This window comes from Roseovarius sp. 217, assembly GCF_000152845.1.
GTDB lineage: Bacteria > Pseudomonadota > Alphaproteobacteria > Rhodobacterales > Rhodobacteraceae > Roseovarius.
In genome coordinates, this window is the sequence record NZ_CH902584.1 from 2,128,492 (window position 1) to 2,148,213 (window position 19,722).

The following is a 19,722-nucleotide window of genomic DNA, read 5'->3' on the forward strand; positions in this document are numbered from 1 at the left end:
TCCTTAAACGTGTCATAATTGTGGCGGAGCTCTGTTTGACCCCCGTCGTCTGGCCGCTCCCGACGCATTTCCCGCGAGTGGGGCGAGGTCGTATCCCATCTCGCGATATTCCCCTGCGACCGAGTCCGGCATTTTGCCCGAGATGGATGGCAATCGTCTTCATATCGAAGCGTTGTTTCGGGTGTCGGGACAATGCGCCTGAAAGAGCCCTGGTTCTCTTCGTGTGATGCCAAGAGTGGAGGGTTGGATTTGTGGTTAAAATGTGGCCAAAAGTGGCCACAGGTGACGAAAGATGACGTGGGTCTTTGCGGCAGAATTTGGACACTCACGGTCTGATTGCAATCAGCGACAGGCTACCCTCTAAGGGCATTACACGTCAGGGTTGTATTTTCCTGAGGTCATTGACTTGCTCAAGACAAGAGAGCATTTTCAATCAAGTTAGCTTAATACCTATAAAATCTTGGGCTGACAGGCAGTGGGGGCATTGGCCTGTTATCTTCATGGGGTGAGTAAGCCTGACCGAAGTCATATGCATAGTGTGTTGGATTACGTGTATCCGAGCATGCCGAAATGTTGCACGAGTTGTGCCACATTTCGGGCATATTTGAGACTGGTTTGTCACTCGATGCGGCGAACTGAAAAATAACGGGCTCATGTGTGACGTTTAAACGGTTAGTTGGGTTTAGAGCTTCTGGGGAGTGCTGCCATGTCGTTTCAAACAGTTCCGGTGCCATTGCGCCAGAAGGACGCGGACTTTATTCAAAGTTCTTCAATCACACCGAAACGATCTCAGATCTATTCGGTCATTTTCAAGGGTGTGTTGGACGTCGCTATTGTTCTGATCGTCGCACCACCCGTGCTGATTATCGTGGCGATTTTGGCGGTTCTCATCGCCCGTGATGGGGCGTCGCCGTTCTACGCCCAAGACCGTGTTGGCAAGAATGGACGCATCTTTCGGATGTGGAAGCTCCGCAGCATGGTCGTCAACGCCGACGCGCTCCTCGAGAGCTATCTCGCAGCCAATCCTGCGCGTCGTTTGGAGTGGGACCAACATCAGAAACTGCGTCACGACCCGCGGATCACCCGGATCGGTCGGCTGATCCGCAAGACATCGTTTGATGAGTTGCCGCAACTGTGGAACGTGCTGATTGGCGATATGTCCATCGTCGGCCCGCGCCCGATGATGCCCTGCCAAAAGGCGCTCTATCCCGGTCGCGGCTACTATGCCCTGCGCCCTGGCATCACGGGCTACTGGCAGATTTCCGTGCGCAACGAGAGCAGTTTTGCTGCCCGCGCGCAATTTGATACAAAGTATCTGACCGAGTTGTCGCTCTGGACTGACCTGCGCGTCATGGCTTGCACCTTCCGCGTGGTTCTCACCGGCACCGGCTGTTAAGCGACTGCACCGATTGCCCGCGCGGGAACTGCTCTCGCGCGGGACAATTGGCCCCGGACTGGCGCATTGATGCACCTCGCGGCCAAAATCCCGTCGTAAAATCGCGAAATTGTTGAAATTCATGGGCTTTGGCACTTAGGCTGGCCCTGCTAGGCGGCCCCTGAGGGTCGTGCCGCACTCTGCGGCAAGACCGGCGAAACAGTCAACGAGGTGCCCGGCGCGTCATGCCCAATGCTACGGCCTATCTGATGCTTGCGGCTTGGCCGCTGATCACGCTGGCGATGTTCCGGTGGTGGCCGATCGAGCGCGCTTTGATCTGGTCGCTCCTGGGCGCCTATATGGTCCTGCCGCCGCCGCCCGCCGCCTTTGATTTCCCCCTGATGCCGCCCTTGACCAAGGAATCGCTGCCCAGCCTTGCCACCTTTGTCATTTGCCTCATTCACGCGGGCCGCCGTGCGCCGCTCCTGCCGCAGAGCTTGCCGGGGCGTGTCCTCGTCGCGCTCTTCGTCCTCAGCCCCGTGGCCACGGTCCTCACCAATGGCGACCCGGTGTTCTATGGGCGCATCGGCCTGCCTTCGCTGGGGCTCAAGGACATGGTGGCGCTCGTCCTCTTGCAATTCATCCTCCTCTTGCCATTTCTCCTCGCGCGGCAGCATCTGGCTACGCCAAATGGGCTTCGTGAATTGGTGATGGCGCTGATGCTGGGTGGGCTGATCTATTCTCTGCCCATGTTGCTTGAGGTCCGGCTCTCGCCACAGCTCAACATCTGGATCTATGGCTATTTCCAGCACAGTTTCGAGCAGATGATGCGCTCGGGCGGGTTCCGGCCCATCGTCTTTATGTATCATGGTCTTTGGGTCGCGTTTTTCACCGTCATGGCGATGACCTGCGCGCTCGCGCTGGCGCGCGAAGCGGATGCGAGGCGGCGTGTCCTCTTCCTGGTGGCGGCGCTCTATCTCGGGGTGGTTCTTGTGCTCTGCAAATCGCTGGGCTCCCTGCTTTACGGGGTCTATCTGGCTCCGCTGGCGCTGTTCCTACCCCCCCGGATGCAAATCCGCATTGCAGGGGTCATGGCCGTGATGGCCATCAGCTATCCGGTGCTCAAGGGGGCGGGATTGATCCCGGTCGACTGGATTCTCGAACAGGCAGGCAAAGTTGACCCTGAACGCGCCAATTCCCTGCGATTCCGTCTCGATAACGAGGATATTCTGATGGAACGCGCCCTTGAAAAGCCGCTGTTTGGCTGGGGCAGTTGGGGACGCAACCATATCCTCAATCCCGTCACCGGCGTGATCGAGACCGTAACGGACGGGCGCTGGATCATCCTCATCGGTATTTTCGGCTGGGTCGGCTATCTGGCCGAATTCGGTCTCATCACCCTGCCTGTCCTGATGCTGTGGCACTATAGCCGCCGTCTGGGCAATGCCGCCCATGTGCGTCTGATCGGGCCAGTGGCGCTCTTGCTCGCGATCAATCTGATCGACATGCTGCCCAATGCCACGCTCACGCCGCTGACATGGCTTTTTGCCGGGGCGGTGCTGGGGCTGGCCGAGGCGGCGCGCCACCAGCACCCCGTGACAGCTCGCCGCCGCCCGCTGGGCTGGCGCCCGATCATGTGAGACACCCCTGATGACCCGCCCCCGCGTGCTGGCCATTGCCGAGGCCGCCAATCCCGAATGGGTCAGCGTGCCGCTGGTGGGCTGGTCTCTGGCCACCGCGCTGCGCGAGGTGGCCGAGGTGCATATCGTCACGCAGGTTCGCAACCGCGACGCATTCCTGCGCGCGGGGCTGATCGAGGGGCAGGACTTCACCGCCATCGATTCCGAGGCGATTGCCCGCCCCCTCTGGGCGCTTGGCGAGCGGCTGCGCATGGGGCAGGGCAGGGGCTGGACGACGCTGCAAGTGATCAACGCCATGAGCTATCCGTGGTTCGAGCATCTTGTGTGGCGACAGTTTGGCGATGCCATCCGCTCCGGGCGCTATGACATCGTCCACCGCATCACCCCGCTCAGCCCGACGATTTCCTCGTCGCTGGCGGGCAAATGCGCCCGCGCGGGCGCCCCCTTTGTGCTTGGGCCGCTGAATGGCGGCGTGCCGTGGCCCGCTGGCTTTGACGCCGAGCGGCGGCGCGAGCGCGAATATCTCAGCTACCTGCGCAGCGCCTACAAGGCACTGCCGGGCCGCACCGCAACCCTGCGCCACGCCGCTGCCATCCTCGCAGGCTCGCGCCATACCCAAGGCGAAATGCCCAGCTTTGCCCGCGCCAAAACCGTCTATCTGCCCGAAAACGCGATTGATCCCATCCGCTTTTCCCACATCGCCACGCCTGCGCCGGATGGTCCCCTGCATGCGGCCTTCGTCGGGCGGTTGGTACCCTACAAAGGCCCGGACATGCTGATCGAGGCCGCAGCGCCCCTCCTGCGCGCCGGGCGTCTGCATCTTGATCTGGTGGGCGACGGGCCGATGATGCCCACCCTGCGCGCGCAGGCCGACAGCTTGGGCGTGGCCGGGCACATTACCTTTCACGGCTGGTTGGACCATGCCCGTGTGCAGGATGTGCTGGCCACCTGCCACCTCTTCGTCTTCCCCTCGATCCGTGAATTCGGCGGCGGCGTGGTGCTCGAGGCGATGGCCTTGGGCGTGCCGCCGCTCATCGTCGATTACGCAGGCCCCGGCGAATTGGTCACAGCATCGCGCGGGGTCAAGGTGCCCTTGGGCAGCCGGACCGAGATCATCGCAGGCTTTGCCACGGCGCTGGATGCGCTCTCCCAAGACCGCGCCACATTGGCCGCCATGGGGCAGGCGGGCCGCGATTGGGTGCTGGAGCACGCCACTTGGGCCGCCAAGGCGCGGCAGGTCCGCACCGTCTATGACGCCCTGCTGGCCAAGACCCCGCTGCCAGAGGTCTTTGCCGCATGAGCGCCGCCGCCTATCGCCCCGAAATCGACGGTCTGCGTGCCATCGCGGTGCTGTCGGTCGTGCTCTACCACTTCGGGCTGCCCGGCATCCCCGGCGGCTTTGTCGGCGTGGATATCTTCTTTGTGATTTCCGGCTTTCTGATCGGTGGCATCCTCTGGACGGACCTGCGCGAAACCGGGCGCATCCGCCTTGCCCGGTTCTACCTGCGCCGTCTGCGCCGCTTGGCCCCCGCCTATTTCGCCATGGCGGCGGCGACGCTGATCATGGGCTGGCTCATCCTCTTGCCGTTCGAATTCCGCGAATTCGGCAAATCCCTCATCGCCGCCACGGTCTATCTCTCGAATATCCATTTCTACCGCGAAGCCGGGTATTTCGACGGCATATCCGAGGAAAAGCCGCTCTTGCACACATGGTCGCTGGCGGTCGAGGAACAGTTCTACATCGTCCTGCCCTTCCTTTTGCTCACCCTCGCCCGCTGGCGGCCCACGCTGCCGGTGATCCTTGCGACCCTCGCCGCGCTCTCGTTCGCCGCCTGCCTCTGGCTCACGCCCCGCTCGCCCTCAGGCGCCTTTTACCTCTTCCCCTTCCGCGCGTGGGAGCTTTTGGCAGGCGTTCTTCTCGCCATTGCGGGGCAGGAACGGGGCTGGCGCTTTGCCCTCCACCCGGCGCTCTCATGGGCCGGTCTGGCGCTGATCCTCACCGCCGTGTCCCTGATCGGCGCCGAGGGATTTCCCGGCTGGCAGGCGATCCTGCCCGTCGCAGGCACGCTCCTGATCCTGATGAATGGACGCGATGCCAACCCCGTCAACCGCGCCTTGACCCGCCCCGCGCCGGTGTTCATCGGCCTCATCTCCTATTCGCTCTACCTCTGGCATTGGCCGGTCTTCGTGCTCTCCTCCTACTGGCGCGATGGCTATTCTGGCCCCGTCGAGGCTGGGGCTTGGCTTACCCTCGCCTTTGCCCTTTCCACCCTCTCATGGCGCTATATCGAACGCCCGGTGCGCCAGACACAGGCCGGCACCCGCGCGCTCGTCTCGGGCACAGCGCTGGCCTCACTGGCGCTGCTGGCCGTCGGCCTGTTGCTTTGGCGCGGCGATGGCTTGCCCGCCCGCTTTGCCCCCGAATTGCGCACCCATATCGCCGCCTCCGGTGATTTCAATCAGGACTGGTCGCGTTGCACCGTCCCCACCACCGGCCCCCTTGCCGGGGTGGAAACCTGTCCCATCGGCCCCGATGGCGCGCCCGAGGTGCTGATCTGGGGCGACAGCCACCTGCGCGCCATCAAGGAAGGGCTGGAGACCGCCGCCCACGCCGCGAACCGCCCCGCGCTGATCCTCTGGCACGCGGGCTGCCCGCCGCTCTTTGACGTGGCTAAGGCCGAAACCGCCGTCACCCCGGCGCAGGATGCCGCCTGCACCCGCGCCAATCAAACCATCCGCGATGGCATCGCCCAATTAGACAGGCTGCACACGCTCCTCCTCGTCGGCCGCTGGTCCTATTACGCCGAAGGGCAGGGGGTGGGGCTGGACGCCCACAATCGCATCACCCTCGCGCCTCTGCCCGACAGCCTCTTGCCCCATGGGCCGCAACACACGCTTTTCACCGCGGCGCTCACCCGCACCATTGCCGAACTCGCCCCGCAATTCCCCCGCATCTACATCCTGCGCCAACCGCCTGAGGTGCCAGAGTACGATTCCCGCGCCGTGGCCCGTGCGCTGGTGCATGGCCGCATGAGCCCCGAGGACACGACCCGCCTCGGCGTGCCCCGAGACCTGGCGCTTGCCCGCGCCGCCCATGCCGAGGCGCCGCTGATGGCCTTGGCCCACTCCGGCGCGATCAGCCTGATAGACCCGTGGCTGCACCTCTGCGATGCCAGCACCTGTGACGTGATGCAGGACGGCCAATCGCTTTACTTCGACAACAACCACCTCACCAACCGCGCCGCCATCGCCCTCAGCGATCTTTTCGCCCCTGTCTTCGAGGCTCCGCAATGACCGCCGAGATCCGCAATTCCCAGTGGGACGTGATCGTCATCGGCACCGGCATGGGCGGCGGCCTCATCGGACGCAGGCTGGCCGAGCGGGGCCTCAAGGTGCTCTTCATCGAGAAAGGCCCATCCGGCCACCGATCCGAGCGTCAGGGGCTCAATCCCGAAATGTTCGATCCCACCGCCCGACAGTTGCGCGGCTATTGGCCCGGCCCGATCCGCGCGCAGATCAATGGCCGCGCGTCGGAATTCTTTGGTCCCATCGGGGCCGGGGTGGGCGGATCGTCGGTGTTTTATGCCGCCACGCTGGAACGCCCCGAGCGCCACGATCTTGAGGCGACAGAGACCCGCCCGCATCCCACCGGCGGTTGGCCCGTGGGCTTTGACGCGATGCGCGACTGGTATGCAGAGGCCGAAGACCTCCTGCATATCTGCGGTGACCCCGATCCGCTCTCGCCGGAGCCCGCCCCCTCCCTACGGCCCGCGCCGCCACTCTCGGCTGTGGATGCCGCTCTCATGCGCAGTCTGCAATCGGTGGGGCTACACCCCTACCGCCTGCACGCCGCGATCCGCTATCTGCCGGGATGCCATGAGTGCCTGGGCGTCAAATGCCCCAAACCCTGCAAGATGGATGGCCGCTCTGCCGGGGTGGACCCGGCGCTTGCCACCGGCAATGCTGCCCTTCTCGACCGTGCCGAGGTGCGCCGCCTCTGCGGTACGTCCCACAGCATCACCCATATCGAGGTTACGCGCGACGGCGAAACCTTCACGCTCACCGCGCCGCAGATCGTGCTGGCCGCCGGTGCGCTCGCCTCGCCTCGCCTGCTTCTGGCCTCCGCGTCCGAGCACTGGCCCGACGGCTGCGCCAATAGCTCCGGCCTCGTGGGCCGCAACCTCATGTTCCACCTCAACGAGATTTTCGCCCTCTGGCCGCCGCGCGGTACGGCTGAGAATGGCCCCGGCAAGGCCATCTCGCTCCGCGATTTCTACCACCGCGACGGGCAGCGCTTCGGCACCGTGCAGGCCATGGGCATCGCGGCAGGTTACGGCGAGATCGTGCATACGCTGAACGGCATGTTCGACCGCTCCGCCCTGCGTCACCTCCGACCCCTACGCCACCTCACCCGCCTGCCTGCGGCCCTAGCCGCGCGCATATTGGGGCGGGCGCAGGTCTTTGTCGGGCTGATGGAGGATCTGGGATACTCTGAGAACCGCGTCACCTATGACTGCACAGCCCCCGATGCCATCGACATCACCTACACGCTCCACTCCGAACTCCTGAACCGCCGCCGCGCCTTTCGCCGGGCCATCCGAGCGGGGCTGCGTGGGCATCGGCGACTGTTCCTGACCCATACGCCAGAGTTGAACTTTGGCCACCCCTGCGGCACGTTGCGGTTCGGCACCGATCCCGCGACCAGCGTGCTCGACCCCGAGTGCCGGGCGCATGGGCTGGACAATCTCTATGTCGCGGATGCCTCCTTCATGCCCTCGTCGATGGGCGTCAACCCGAGCCTCACCATCGCTGCCAATGCGCTGCGCGTGGCCGAGGTGATCGCTCGCCGCAGAAAGGCCACGACATGAGGCTCTCGGACGGTATCGCAGTTGTCACTGGCGCAGGCGGTGGGCTGGGGCGCGCGCTCGCAGTGGAACTCGCGGCGCGGGGACAGCGCGTGGTGGCCCTTGGCCGTGCGCCCGAGGGAATCGCCGAGACCGCCGCTCTGGACCCCACGGGTCGGATCACGCCCGTCACCGCCGATGTCGCAGACCCTCAATCCCTACGCGCGGCCTTTGCTCAGATCACCCAAACCGCGCCGGTGACGCTGCTGATCAACAACGCTGCCATCTATCCACGCCGCGATTTTCTCGATGAAACACCCGAGAGCTTCGCCGAAACTATGGCGATCAATCTCGGTGGTACAGTGGCCTGCACGCGGCTTGCGCTCGACAGCATGGTCGAGACCGGCTTTGGCCGTATCCTCACTGTCTCGACCTTCGCCGATCTGGCCCCCTTGCCCGCCTCCTCGGCCTATGCGGTATCCAAAGGGGCAGGGCGCATCCTCACGCGCGCGCTTCTGGCTGATCTCGCCGACCGCTTTCCGGACATTGTGCTGACCGACTGGATGCCGGGCATGCTTGCCACCCGCATGGGCGTGCCTCATGGGCTTGACCCGGCGCAGGCGGCGCGATGGGGGGCGGCGCTCGCGCTATGGCACGATCCAGCCCTCAATGGTGCTGTGTTCGAGCGCGACCGCGAAATCCTGCCGCCGCGTGGCCTCAAGGGCCGGATCAAGGATGCGCTCCTGTTGCGCCGCCGCACCCCGCGCGTGATCCCAGCCTGACAGCTAGCGGCAATAGGGTCCGTTGCCGTGTTTGGCGGTGTCGAAATGCAGATGGTCCTGATGGTGCCGGTCCGAATTTGGTCCCAGCACGGTGCCGAATGTCCCACAGGCCTCGCCATGAACGCGCTTGAGAATGCGCCCCTTGTGCCCGCTATTCCAATCCCGCAGCACCGAGATTTCCGAGCCATCCTTCAACTTCAACGCCGAAATGTCGATTGCCTTGCCGCGTCCATGCTCAGAGATGCGCGCACCGGGCTGACTGTTGCGCGTGCGGCAGACGTAATGCGCGGGAACCTGTAGCCCCGTCAAACCGCCCCCCATGCGCCCCACGGCAGGCTTGGCACTGCGCTTCACCCAATTCCCGAGCGCACGCGCCGTCGGGCAATCCAGCGTCGCGGCCTGGCTCAACCGCACGCCATGCACGGATTCAAGCCGCACCGCACGGTCCACGCCACAGCCATTCACCTCGTGATGCTGAAACCCCGAAACCGATCCCACCAGCCCCGGATCACCGCAAATCCCGCCGCCCCGGCTGACCTCGTCATTGTCGCTGCGACCGCAGCCCGAGGCGATCAGGCTCAGCCCCATCGCCATGCCCAGAACGGCGCGCCTCATGCCTTCGTCGCCCGTCCAAAATCCGGCGCGGCGGTGTCCTGCCCAGCCTCGATGATGCCCCGCCGTATCGCGCGCGTGCGGGTGAAATAGGCGTGCAGATGCTCCCCGTCGCCGATGCGAATGGCGCGTTGCAGCGCAAAGAGCTCCTCGGTAAAGCGGCCCAGAATTTCCAATGTCGCCTCCTTGTTGTTGAGAAACACATCGCGCCACATGGTTGGATCGCTCGCGGCAATCCGGGTGAAATCCCGAAACCCGGCGGCGGAATACTTGATCACCTCGCTGTCGGTGACCCGGCGCAGATCGTCGGCCACGCCGACCATCGTATAGGCGATCAGGTGCGGCGCATGGCTTGTCACCGCCAACACCAGATCGTGATGTTCGGCATCCATCTCATCGGTGTTCGACCCAAGCGCCTGCCAGAACCGCTCTAACCGTTCTACCGCCGCCCGGTCGCTGCCGTCCTGCGGCACGATCAGACACCAGCGATTGTCAAAGAGCTCGGCAAAGCCCGAACGTGGCCCCGAATGCTCGGTCCCCGCCAGCGGATGCGCCGGGACGAAATGCACCCCCTCGGGCAGTTGCGGCCCGACCGCTTCGATCACGGCCTTCTTGACCGATCCCACATCGCTGACCGTGGCGCCGGGCTTGAGCGCGCCCGCGATCTCGGCGGCAACCGCCCCCATCGCGCCCACCGGCACGCAGAGCACCACCAGATCGGCCCCCTCTGCCGCCTCGGCCGCGCTATCGCACACCCGATCACAGAGGCCGATTTCGCGCGCCACATCCCGCGTGTCAGATGAGCGCGCATAGCCCGTCACCTCTCCGACCACGCCCGCGCGTTTCATCGCCAAGAACATCGAACTTGCAATCAGCCCCAGCCCGATCAGCGCCACCCGGTCATAGATTTGCGCCATCACCGGACCCCCTTGAACTGTCCGATCACATGCGCGACCCGGCGACAGGCGGATTCCTCGCCCACCGTGATCCGCAAGCCTTCGGGAAAGCCATAGCCGCCCACCCGGCGCACGATGATCCCATCGGCGCGCAACGCTGCATCACAGTCCGCAGCCTCGTCATCCGAGGCAAACCGCGCCAGCACAAAGTTGGCATGGCTCTTATCAACCGCGACGCCGGTCTCGCGCAGCGCCTCGGTCAACCATGCGCGGTTGCGCATCGTGTCGCTCACCACCTTGCTGAGCCAGTCCTGATCCCGCACTGCGGCCTCGGCGGTGGCGAGTTGCGTGGGCGACAGGTTAAAGGGCTGGCGGATACGGTTCAGCACCTCGATCATCGCCGTTTGCGCATAGCCCCAGCCGATCCGCAGCCCGCCCAGACCATAAGCCTTGGAAAAGGTGCGCGTCATGATGACATTGTCACGCGCCTCGACCAGTGCGACACCGCCGTCATAGCCTTTGGCAAACTCGGTATAGGCCCCGTCAAGCACCAGAATGGCCCCCTCGGGCAGGCCATCCGCCAACCGCGCCACTTCCGCGTCGGGCAGAATGGTGCCGGTCGGATTGCCGGGGTTGGCGATAAACACGATCCGGGTCCGGGGCGTGCAGGCCCCCAGGATCGCATCCACATCCACCACGCGGTCACGCTCGGCCACACAGACCGGCGTGGCGCCGACCGCATGGGCCAGAATCGGATACATGGCAAAGCCATGCTCGGTGTGGATCACCTCATCCCCCGCCCCGGCATAGGCCTGCGCCACGAACTGCAACACCTCGTCCGATCCCACGCCACAGATCACGCGCTCGGGGTCCAGCCCATGCACCTCGGCAATGGCTCCGCGCAAGTCGGCATGGTCGGTGCCGGGATAACGGTGCAGCGTCGCCGCAGAGCGCGCAAACGCCGCCTTGGCCTTGTCCGAGGGGCCATAGGGGCTCTCATTGGCCGAGAGTTTCAGGATCTCGGATTTGCCCGCAATCACGGCCTCGCCACTCTTGTAGAGCGCGATTTCCATGATGCCCGGCTGTGGCGTGATCTTGGTCATGTCATTCCCCGTGTGTCGCATGAGGTTCTAGCTTTGGTGCCCCGGCTTGACCAGCACCAAAAGGAAAAGGCCGCGGCGGTTCCCCGTCGCGGCCTCTTCGCTGCATTTCAGAACGCTTAGTTCTGCGCGTAGAATTCGATCACGAGGTTCGGTTCCATAATCACCGGATAGGGCACATCCGACAGGCCGGGCTGACGGACAAAGGTGGCCTTCATCTTCGAATGATCCGCGTCAATGTAATCGGGCACGTCCCGCTCGGCCAATTGCACGGCCTCGAGAAGAACTGCGATCTGCTTGGAACGGTCCCGCACTTCGATCACATCACCCTCTTTGACACGGTAAGAGGGGATGTTCACGCGGTTGCCGTTCACGGTCACATGGCCGTGGTTCACGAACTGACGGGCGGCGAACATGGTTGCGACGAACTTGGCGCGGTAAACGACCGCGTCCAGACGGCGCTCCAACAGACCGATCAACGTCTCGCCGGTATCACCCTTGATACGCTCGGCTTCGGCAAAGATGCGACGGAATTGCTTTTCGGTCAAATCGCCGTAATAGCCCTTCAGCTTCTGCTTGGCGCGCAGCTGCAGACCAAAGTCAGAGACTTTGCCCTTGCGGCGCTGACCATGCTGGCCGGGGCCATATTCACGACGGTTGACGGGGGATTTCGGACGGCCCCAGATGTTTTCACCCATCCGGCGGTCAATTTTGTACTTGGCAGACGTGCGTTTTGTCACGGCTGATCTCCTTCATATATCGCGAAGGGCGTTGTCCTCTGCGTCCCGGCACTTTCCGGTCGACCGACAGGCTTCCTCTTGCGAGGTCCACCAACACCAATGAAGCCGCGCTTATACAGGCTGCGGGCGCACTGTCAACCACCCGCCCGCGCCGTCATCTGGCCCGCATTGGGTCGGGGGCGTTCCCGATACGTCCCCCGGTTCTCAGGCGGCCTCATGCGCCAGAATCGCGGCCTCTGATCCATTCAGGCACCGTCGGGCAAAGCCGCCGTAGAGATGTGGCTCATATTCCAGATTGCGGTTGATCGCCAAGAGCCGCGCCCGGTCTGCATCGTCAAGTGTCGAAAGCGCCGCGCTTGCCGGATGAAAGCTCTCGGTTTCGACGCCATTTGCCCAGATGATCTGATGGTGCGGCAAGAGCAGGTGAATATAGGTCACCTCGCGTGATCCCAGATCGACCGTCACCGTGTCATTATTGACCAGATCACGCGCCATCACCAAAACCTCGGGCGTATTGAAGAGCGCGCGCGCGACATCGCCCCGCACCAGCATCCGGTGCTCGGGGCTGACCAGCAATTCCGCATCGGGACGCCCCATGCCAAGCGCGCCGGCCTTAAGCCGTATAGGTCTGAGACGCGGCATCGCAAACAGGCGCGCACCTGTCATCCGGCGACTGCCGATCCATTGGATTTGTTCGGCCCCGTTGTCGCGGGTCTGCACATGGTCGCCCTCGCGCAATTCCTCAACCAGACGCGGGCCTTCTGGGGTCTCGATCCGCGTGCCGGGAGTGAAACAGATAACACCGCCCGAGGCCGGTCCGGTCGAGGCCCCGCGCATCCCCTCAAGCGAGTGATGCACGACCCACATATCCCGTTCGCGCGGTGGAATATCATCGTGGAACATCAACAAGGGCGACGCCCCGATCCCCACTTCGATGACCGTCACGGTATAGCTGCGCGTGCCATCGGTGATGACAAAGCCCAGATCCATCAGCGGCTCGTCCATGTCCCCTTGGCCCAAGTCGCGTGTGTTGCTCAACGCGGCGCCCACCAGGCGCCGCACCATCCGTGCCGCACGTTTGCGGTTCACGGTTTCCCCTTCCGCCATATCAAGCCGCAACAGCTCGTTCGGCCCATCGACACGCACCGCATCGCCCCGCCAGGACCACGTGTGTCCCACCGAAAGCGACTGCACTGGCGCAGCCGATACCCCATCCAATTCCGTTTGCGACCAGGAAATGACGAACGTGCCTCTAAAGCCCGTCCCCATAACTCTGACTGCCTGCCTCTTCGTTTCTTTTTTTATCGCGTTTTTATTATCGTCAAGGTAACAAAGGCGAATCAGTCTGAAAAGCCCTTGATTGTATTTTTGTCAGAACCGCAGCTTGAACTGCACAGCGCCCAGAAATTGCCCCTCGTGCTGCTCGTCGAATTCCTCACTCAGCCATGTCAGACCGTAAAAGAGCGCAGCCCCATTGCGGTTCTCCCAATGCAGGCCTGCCCGCACACGGGTGCGGTCCTCGGTCAATGTGACACCGCTGCGTGCGGGCAGGTAATCGCTGTCATCGACATAGGCGATATCCGCCCCCAAAAGGAATGCCGTGCCCGCCTGTTCGGCCCGCACCACCCGGTAGCGATGGCCCGTGACCGCGTCGCGCACCAGCAATTCGCTCTGACCGATGCCACCGAATGTGATGTCCGCCCCGGCCCGGATCAAATCCTCGACCCCCAGCCGCGCTTCGGCAAAGGGCCGCAGGCGCGCGCGCCCAAGCTCAAACTCGCGGCTGGCCTCAAAGACGCCCGAGGGCCGAATAGCGTCGTCGATCTGGTTGCGCCGAACCCGTCCACTGACCTCGCGACCGCCAAGAAACCCATGCAAAAAGTCTTGAAAGTCATCGAGCTGTGTCTGCCGCCCGGTCACGATCAGATCCGCCCCAAGGGCATAATCCACCTCAGCCTTCTGGAAATGCGTATGCAGACCAAAGCCGAGCGCGCCCACATAAGGCCGATCAAGCGCCGCGGGGCGGCTCAGGTTTTCAGGTGCTATGACCTCGCCGTGAAAGCGGAATTCGAGCAATTGCCCAAAGCGGTCCGGCGCGTGTCCCTGCCAGTCAGGCCCCCAGACCCGGCTCGATGTGATCGACCCAGTGCGCCAGCGATCATCCGCGTCACCCAGAACGTCGTTGGTAAACAAGAGACCATAGCCCAGTCTCTGACGCCCTTCGGACTGCGCCAAGGTTGCCGTGGTCACGCCGATCAGGCCCAGGATCGCCCAGAGGGCGATGGCGAAAATACGTGTCATCTGTCACGTTCCCCATGCTACGCCCCCCGGCAATTTCTGCTTAGCAAACCCTCAGACAAATTGACCAGCGAAACATTAGCATTCCGCTAAACCGTGGCGCAAATCCCATGGTAGGCCGTTCAGAGCGCACGCATCCAGACTTGCAGGTCATGCGCGCTCTCCTCCGCCGCCCCGATCTCGGTCCAGTCAAAAGAGGCCACAGCCCCGTCAAGCGGCGCATAACCGCGCTTGCGCCAGAACCCATCGAGCGGCTGATAACCCTCGGGCCGCGCCGGGTGATCCTTGGGTCGCACCACCGAACAAAAGGCAGCAAAATCACGGTTCAGCGCCCGCGCCTGCGCCTCGCGCAGATCGAAAAAGCGATGCCCAATGCCGCGCCCACGATAGGCGGGCAAGAGAACGCTCTCGGCGCAATAGAAAATCCGCTCCAACGCGATCCCGCTCTCGGCAAAGGCGGCGCCGAAATCGCCCGCATGATCCTCCATCGGAGTGCCGGTGGCGGCCCCAATCAGATCATCGCCGTCATAGGCACCCACCAGAATGGCATCCGCGCTCTCGCGGTAAACCTGAAGATACCGCTCCTCATAGGCGGCATCGCCCTCATAGAGATAGGGATAGGCGCGAAAGACCGCGATCCGAAGCCGCGCCACATCGGGCAGGGCGCGTGCCAGCGCCGCCCCCGTCAGCCGCTCAACACGGATCATGCAGAGACCTGTTTCACCCAATCCGCAAGGTTGTAATAGGTCACAACGCGCGTGATCAACCCATCCTTGAGCGTAAAGAACGACCCGGCAGGTAGGACATAGCTCTGCCCTTGCGCGTCTGGCAGCCCCTGATCGGTCTCCAGATAGGTGCCGTTGACCAGAAATTCCGCCGCCGCACGGGTGCCACCCTGTGCCTCAAAGATCACCATATCGGTCAGCTCCTCGCGATAGCACCGGCTCATGTTATCACAGAACGCGCGAAACAGATCCTTGCCGGTCCGAACCTGCCCTTCGTTCACATAGTGGCGCACATCGTCGCTCAGGCAGGCCAGCATGCCGGGCACATCGCCCCGGTTGAAGGCATCGAAATAGGCTTTGACGGTTTCGTTCATAAATCCTCCCTGGGGGGTCCCCAACGGTCCTGCAAATGCCCGATGATCTGATCTCGGGTCTGACGATAGGCATCCAACCGCGCTTCGCGGGTCTGCGCAAGGCCGGTGGGGTCCATGATCGGCCAGTAAGTGACATCAAGGTGAAAAAACCGGGTCAGTTCCAGCGCCCGCCTCTGGCTCGCCGGGCTCAAGGCCACAACGAGATCAAAAGACGACAGATCGTCTCCCCAATCTTCCATCTCGTCAAAGCTGCGGCTGCGGTGACGTTCCAGTTCGACCCCGATTTCGCGGCAGACGGCGACGCTAAAGCCGTCGATCTCCATGTCATTCTTGACGCCAACGGACTGGACATAGGTATCAGCGCCGTAAAACTTCTTCATGATCCCCTCGGCCATAGGCGAGCGGACAGCATTGTGATCACAACAAAACAGCACCGACTGCGGCAGGGGCTGCGGCATGCATCAGCCCCCGAAATGCAACACGCAGATCAGCGTAAAGAGACGCCGTGCCGTGTCATTGTCGATCTCGGCCTTGCCCTCCAGCCGCTCGGCCAGCACCCGCGCCCCCTCGTTGTGAATGCCGCGCCGAGCCATATCAATGGTCTCGATCTGAGAGGGCGGCATATTCTTGACCGCATCGAAATAGCTCTCGCAGATGGCCCAGTAATCCTTGACCACCTGCCGGAACGGGCTCAGTGACAGATGAAATTCTGCCGCGGGTTGATCGGCTTCGGTGCGGATGTCGAACACCAGCCGCTTCTCGCGGATCGCCAATCCGACGCGATAAGGGCCATCGGGAACCACCCTGTCGTCACGATTAGGCAGCGAAAAGCTGTTTTCCTCGATGAGATCATACATTGCCACCTTGCGCTCCTGCTCGATCTCGGGCGTGGGCGGGGGCAGGTTGGCATCATCCAACTCGATATGGCAAATCCGGCTCATTGTTTTACTCGTGCTGCATCTTTTATCCGTCCCTAGCGCAGCGCGGCCTCTTGGGCAATCACCGCGACCTTTTGCGCGACGCTTCTGCGCGTCGCGTCACCTGCCCGCCACGCTTGCCGGGAAATCGCCACGATTTCTGGTCAATTGATCACAATATCGCCTTGTTGCATTGGCATATTGTCCTCAAATCGGCAATAATATCAAAAAGCAGGCTAAGCCGACCTTAAGAGTGTCCCGTTATCATCGGGAAAGCAGGTATACCGAGGCAATTGAATGCTCGAGTTCGAGAACGTCAGCAAGTCCTTTTGGACAGGCACACAGCGCAAGGTCATTCTTGATCAGGTGTCGTTTCGAGTAGAACTTGGGCATAGCCTGGGCATCCTCGCGCCCAATGGCACCGGCAAGACGACCTTGATCAACATGATGGCCGGATTGGAAAAACCGGATGAGGGCGTGATCCGGCGCGGGTGCCGCATCTCCTTTCCTCTGGGATTCATGGGGGGGGTGATCAACCGCCTGTCGGCGCTGGACAACTCCCGTTACATCGCACGCCTTTACGGGCTTGATCCCGACTATATCGAATCCTATTGCCGCTGGCTCTGCGGATTGGGCGAATATTTCGACCAGCCGCTTGGCACCTACTCCTCGGGTATGCGTGCCCGCTTCAGCTTTGCGCTGATGCTGGCGCTTGATTTTGACATGTATCTGATTGATGAGGGGATGCCGGGCTCTACTGATGTAGAGTTCAACCGAAAGGCGGGCGATATTCTCAAAGAACGGCTACGCACCACCACCGTGATCATCGTGTCGCACGATCCAAAGGTGTTGGAAAAATTCGCCCGCTCGGCGGCTGTGCTGATGGGCGGCAAACTTTATATGTTCGACTCCTTGGAGGAGGCAAAAGAGCTTTATGATTACGAAACCCAAGGCTAGAAAATTCCGCATCCGCCGTAGCCCGGTGCCGCTATCGCCACGCGTGGCCACAAGCTCCGACGCGCCGTCGGTCTATGCGGCACCGCACGCCATATCGGCTGCCACGGCCGAGCCTCTTCCTCTTCAGGCCGGACAGGTTGCCTCGGCGCGCGAAACCTCGACCAGTCAGAACATCGACGATATCCGGCGCGAAGGACTGACGGGGCGCGAATTGCGCATGGCCCGGCGACTGGCACAGAAATACGGACTCGCCCCCACGTCGGATTTCGACGCCGTGCGCCTCTTGCGGGCGCGGGGCATCGACCCCTTTCAGCGCGCCAATATCCTTGAACTGGTGGCCAATGACGGCGGCAGCCCGCCTCCGCCCAACGCGCCCGGCGCGACCCCCGCCTCGCCCTCCGATGGCCGCGTGCAACTGCCGCAAACCGTGCCCGCAGGACGCCAGACGCTGCCCTCCACCGACGTCAACCCCGCCGACCGCCGCGCTCAGGAAATCATGGCCATCCAACGCGACATCGGTCGCCGCCGCCGTCGCAAACTGATCCTGCTGTTCTCGCGGCTCGCGGCCTTCGTCCTGCTGCCGACCATCTTGGTGAGCTATTATTTCTATGCCATCGCCACGCCGATGTATGCCACGAAATCCGCCTTCCTGATCCTGTCGGCAGATGGTGGTGGCGCCAGTGGGGGCGGTCTTGGCGGTCTCATTCCCAGCCAATTCGCCACGGGCCAGGACGCCATCGCGACTCAGGAATACCTTGAGTCCAAGGATGCGATGCTGCGCCTCGACGAGGAACTCGGCTTTCTCGCGCATTTCAGTCAGCCTTGGATCGACCCGCTACAACGGCTCGACCCCGACGCCAGCCACGAGGTCGCCTACAAACTCTACCGCAAATACGTCAAACTGGGCTACGACCCCACCGAAGGTGTGATCCGGATGGAGGTTTCGACCGCCGATCCCGCCGTCAGCGCCAAATTCTCGGAGCGTCTGATCAAATATGCCGAGGAACGCGTTGATGACCTCAGCCGAGAGAAACGGCAGGACGCCGTCAGCACCGCCGCCGACAGCCTCGATCAGGCCAAGATCGAACGCCGCGCCGCCCAACAGATGCTGGTGACCCTGCAAGAGGACAGTATTCTTGACCCCGAGGGTGAGATTGCCAGCATCCGCAACCTGATCGGCACCGTCGAGTTGCAGCTTCAGGAAAAGGAACTGGCTCTCAACATCCAGATGAACAACGCACGCCCCAACGGCGCCCGAGTTGAGGCGCTGCAAAGTGAAATCATGATCCTCAGCGCTGAACTCGACAAGCAAAAGCGCCGCCTGACCGACGCCACAGCCGGCGAAAGCTCGCTCGCCTCCAAGACTGCGGCCATCCAGATGGCGCAGGCCGATCTCGCCACCGCCGATCTCGTGCTGCAATCCGCGCTCGAGGCAAAACGCCAGTCCGAGATCGAGGCGAACAAGCAGGTGCGCTATCTCACCGTCAGCGTGCGCCCCCTCGCTTCGCAGGATTCCTCCTATCCGCGCGCCTTTGAGAATACGATACTGGCCTTCCTGATCTTTTCTGGTATCTACCTGCTCATCTCGCTTACGGCGTCCATTCTGCGTGAACAGGTGTCTTCCTGATATGAAACATATCGACCTCAACGGGTGGGCCATCGGCAATGACCGTCCCCTGACCTTCATCGCCGGGCCTTGCCAGCTCGAATCCGCCGATCACGCCCAGATGATCGCGGGCACCCTGCAAGAGGCCTGCGCCGCTTTTGGCGCGGGGCTGATCTTCAAGGGCAGCTTTGACAAGGCCAACCGCACCTCGCTCTCGGGCAAGCGCGGTCTCGGTATCGACGAGGGACTCAAGGTCTTGCAATCGGTCAAGGATGCAGTTGGTCTGCCCGTGCTCACCGATATCCACACCGCCGACCAATGCGCGCCGGTGGCGGAGGTGGTCGATGTGCTGCAAATCCCCGCCTTTCTCAGCCGCCAAACCGATCTCCTGATCGCGGCCGGTGAAACCGGCGCGGTGATCAATGTGAAAAAGGGTCAGTTTCTCGCCCCTTGGGACATGCCCAACGTCATCTCCAAGATCGAGAGCACCGGCAACACCCGCATCATGCTGACCGAACGCGGCACCTCTTTTGGCTACAACACCCTTGTCGCCGATATGCGCAGCCTGCCGCAAATGGCCGCCACCGGCTATCCGGTGGTCATGGATGCCACCCATTCCGTGCAACAGCCCGGCGGGCGCGGCGGCAGCAGCGGTGGGCAGCGTGAATTCGCCCCCGTCATGGCGCGCGCTGCGGTCTCGCTTGGGGTTGCTTCGGTCTTCATCGAAACGCATGAGGACCCCGACAACGCCCCCTCGGACGGCCCCAATATGATCCCGCTCACGCAGATGTCGGCCCTCATCGACACGCTGATGCAGTTTGACCGTCTGGCCAAGGCCAATCCGATCCACCTCTGA

The 19,722-nt window shown here is 62.8% G+C and carries 19 protein-coding genes; 9 read left to right on the forward strand and 10 right to left on the reverse strand.

The features are described from left to right. Window positions 1–706 precede the first annotated feature (706 nt). The 6 genes from ROS217_RS10215 to ROS217_RS10240 all read left to right on the forward strand — a co-directional run bounded on the left by ROS217_RS10215 (window position 707) and on the right by ROS217_RS10240 (window position 8,641). The gene (locus tag ROS217_RS10215) at window positions 707–1,396 is read left to right on the forward strand and encodes a sugar transferase (RefSeq protein WP_009817650.1); all 690 of its coding nucleotides are present in this window, start codon (window positions 707–709) and stop codon (window positions 1,394–1,396) included. A 224-nt stretch (window positions 1,397–1,620) separates the two neighbouring features. Further along, on the forward strand, window positions 1,621–3,015 hold the full coding sequence (locus ROS217_RS10220; RefSeq protein WP_009817651.1) for a membrane protein: 1,395 nt from the start codon (window positions 1,621–1,623) through the stop codon (window positions 3,013–3,015). A gap of 10 nt (window positions 3,016–3,025) precedes the next feature. Next, the gene (locus ROS217_RS10225) at window positions 3,026–4,315 is read left to right on the forward strand and encodes a glycosyltransferase family 4 protein (RefSeq protein ID WP_009817652.1); all 1,290 of its coding nucleotides are present in this window, start codon (window positions 3,026–3,028) and stop codon (window positions 4,313–4,315) included. Next, window positions 4,312–6,309, forward strand: a complete 1,998-nt coding sequence (locus ROS217_RS10230) for an acyltransferase family protein (RefSeq protein ID WP_009817653.1) — start codon at window positions 4,312–4,314, stop codon at window positions 6,307–6,309. Before ROS217_RS10225 ends, ROS217_RS10230 begins: the two co-directional genes overlap by 4 nt. After that, window positions 6,306–7,883: a GMC oxidoreductase gene (locus ROS217_RS10235; protein WP_009817654.1), complete on the forward strand. Its 1,578-nt coding sequence runs from the start codon at window positions 6,306–6,308 to the stop codon at window positions 7,881–7,883. The genes ROS217_RS10230 and ROS217_RS10235 overlap by 4 nt, the downstream gene beginning before the upstream one ends. Next, window positions 7,880–8,641 (forward strand): SDR family NAD(P)-dependent oxidoreductase, encoded by a 762-nt coding sequence (locus ROS217_RS10240; protein ID WP_009817655.1) that lies wholly within the window; start codon window positions 7,880–7,882, stop codon window positions 8,639–8,641. The genes ROS217_RS10235 and ROS217_RS10240 overlap by 4 nt, the downstream gene beginning before the upstream one ends. Window positions 8,642–8,644: 3 nt before the next feature. On the opposite strand, the gene ROS217_RS10245 is transcribed toward ROS217_RS10240, so the two are convergent. The 10 genes from ROS217_RS10245 to ROS217_RS10290 form a co-directional block, all read right to left on the reverse strand. Then, on the reverse strand, window positions 8,645–9,256 hold the full coding sequence (locus ROS217_RS10245; RefSeq protein ID WP_009817656.1) for an extensin-like domain-containing protein: 612 nt from the start codon (window positions 9,254–9,256) through the stop codon (window positions 8,645–8,647). Next, window positions 9,253–10,170 carry a prephenate/arogenate dehydrogenase family protein gene (locus ROS217_RS10250; protein WP_009817657.1) on the reverse strand — a complete coding sequence of 306 codons (918 nt, stop codon included), beginning with the start codon at window positions 10,168–10,170 and terminating at the stop codon, window positions 9,253–9,255. The genes ROS217_RS10245 and ROS217_RS10250 overlap by 4 nt, the downstream gene beginning before the upstream one ends. Then, window positions 10,170–11,252, reverse strand: a complete 1,083-nt coding sequence (gene hisC, locus ROS217_RS10255; RefSeq protein WP_040650519.1) for a histidinol-phosphate transaminase — start codon at window positions 11,250–11,252, stop codon at window positions 10,170–10,172. Before hisC ends, ROS217_RS10250 begins: the two co-directional genes overlap by 1 nt. A 116-nt stretch (window positions 11,253–11,368) precedes the next feature. Then, window positions 11,369–11,989: a 30S ribosomal protein S4 gene (gene rpsD / locus ROS217_RS10260; RefSeq protein ID WP_009817659.1), complete on the reverse strand. Its 621-nt coding sequence runs from the start codon at window positions 11,987–11,989 to the stop codon at window positions 11,369–11,371. Window positions 11,990–12,193: 204 nt separating this feature from the next. Continuing rightward, window positions 12,194–13,258: a Hint domain-containing protein gene (locus ROS217_RS10265; RefSeq protein ID WP_040650521.1), complete on the reverse strand. Its 1,065-nt coding sequence runs from the start codon at window positions 13,256–13,258 to the stop codon at window positions 12,194–12,196. A gap of 102 nt (window positions 13,259–13,360) precedes the next feature. Beyond that, window positions 13,361–14,290 carry a lipid A-modifier LpxR family protein gene (locus ROS217_RS10270; RefSeq protein WP_009817661.1) on the reverse strand — a complete coding sequence of 310 codons (930 nt, stop codon included), beginning with the start codon at window positions 14,288–14,290 and terminating at the stop codon, window positions 13,361–13,363. A gap of 119 nt (window positions 14,291–14,409) precedes the next feature. After that, a complete protein-coding gene (locus tag ROS217_RS10275) occupies window positions 14,410–14,994 on the reverse strand; it encodes a GNAT family N-acetyltransferase (protein ID WP_009817662.1) in 585 nt (194 codons plus the stop codon). Beyond that, a complete protein-coding gene (locus ROS217_RS10280) occupies window positions 14,991–15,386 on the reverse strand; it encodes a ketosteroid isomerase-related protein (protein ID WP_009817663.1) in 396 nt (131 codons plus the stop codon). Before ROS217_RS10280 ends, ROS217_RS10275 begins: the two co-directional genes overlap by 4 nt. Next, window positions 15,383–15,844, reverse strand: coding sequence for an arsenate-mycothiol transferase ArsC (locus ROS217_RS10285; protein WP_009817664.1), 462 nt, complete (start codon window positions 15,842–15,844; stop codon window positions 15,383–15,385). The genes ROS217_RS10280 and ROS217_RS10285 overlap by 4 nt, the downstream gene beginning before the upstream one ends. 3 nt (window positions 15,845–15,847) lie before the next feature. After that, on the reverse strand, window positions 15,848–16,327 hold the full coding sequence (locus ROS217_RS10290) for a UPF0262 family protein (protein WP_009817665.1): 480 nt from the start codon (window positions 16,325–16,327) through the stop codon (window positions 15,848–15,850). Between the two features lie 273 nt (window positions 16,328–16,600). Here ROS217_RS10290 and ROS217_RS10295 point away from each other — a divergent pair, with 273 nt between their 5' ends. The 3 genes from ROS217_RS10295 to kdsA are packed head-to-tail and all read left to right on the forward strand — an operon-like array spanning window position 16,601 to window position 19,722. After that, window positions 16,601–17,260, forward strand: coding sequence for an ABC transporter ATP-binding protein (locus ROS217_RS10295; protein ID WP_009817666.1), 660 nt, complete (start codon window positions 16,601–16,603; stop codon window positions 17,258–17,260). Beyond that, window positions 17,238–18,887 carry a capsule biosynthesis protein gene (locus ROS217_RS10300; protein ID WP_040650523.1) on the forward strand — a complete coding sequence of 550 codons (1,650 nt, stop codon included), beginning with the start codon at window positions 17,238–17,240 and terminating at the stop codon, window positions 18,885–18,887. Before ROS217_RS10295 ends, ROS217_RS10300 begins: the two co-directional genes overlap by 23 nt. A 1-nt stretch (window position 18,888) precedes the next feature. Next, complete coding sequence (gene kdsA / locus ROS217_RS10305) at window positions 18,889–19,722, forward strand: 3-deoxy-8-phosphooctulonate synthase (RefSeq protein ID WP_009817668.1); 834 nt, start codon at window positions 18,889–18,891, stop codon at window positions 19,720–19,722.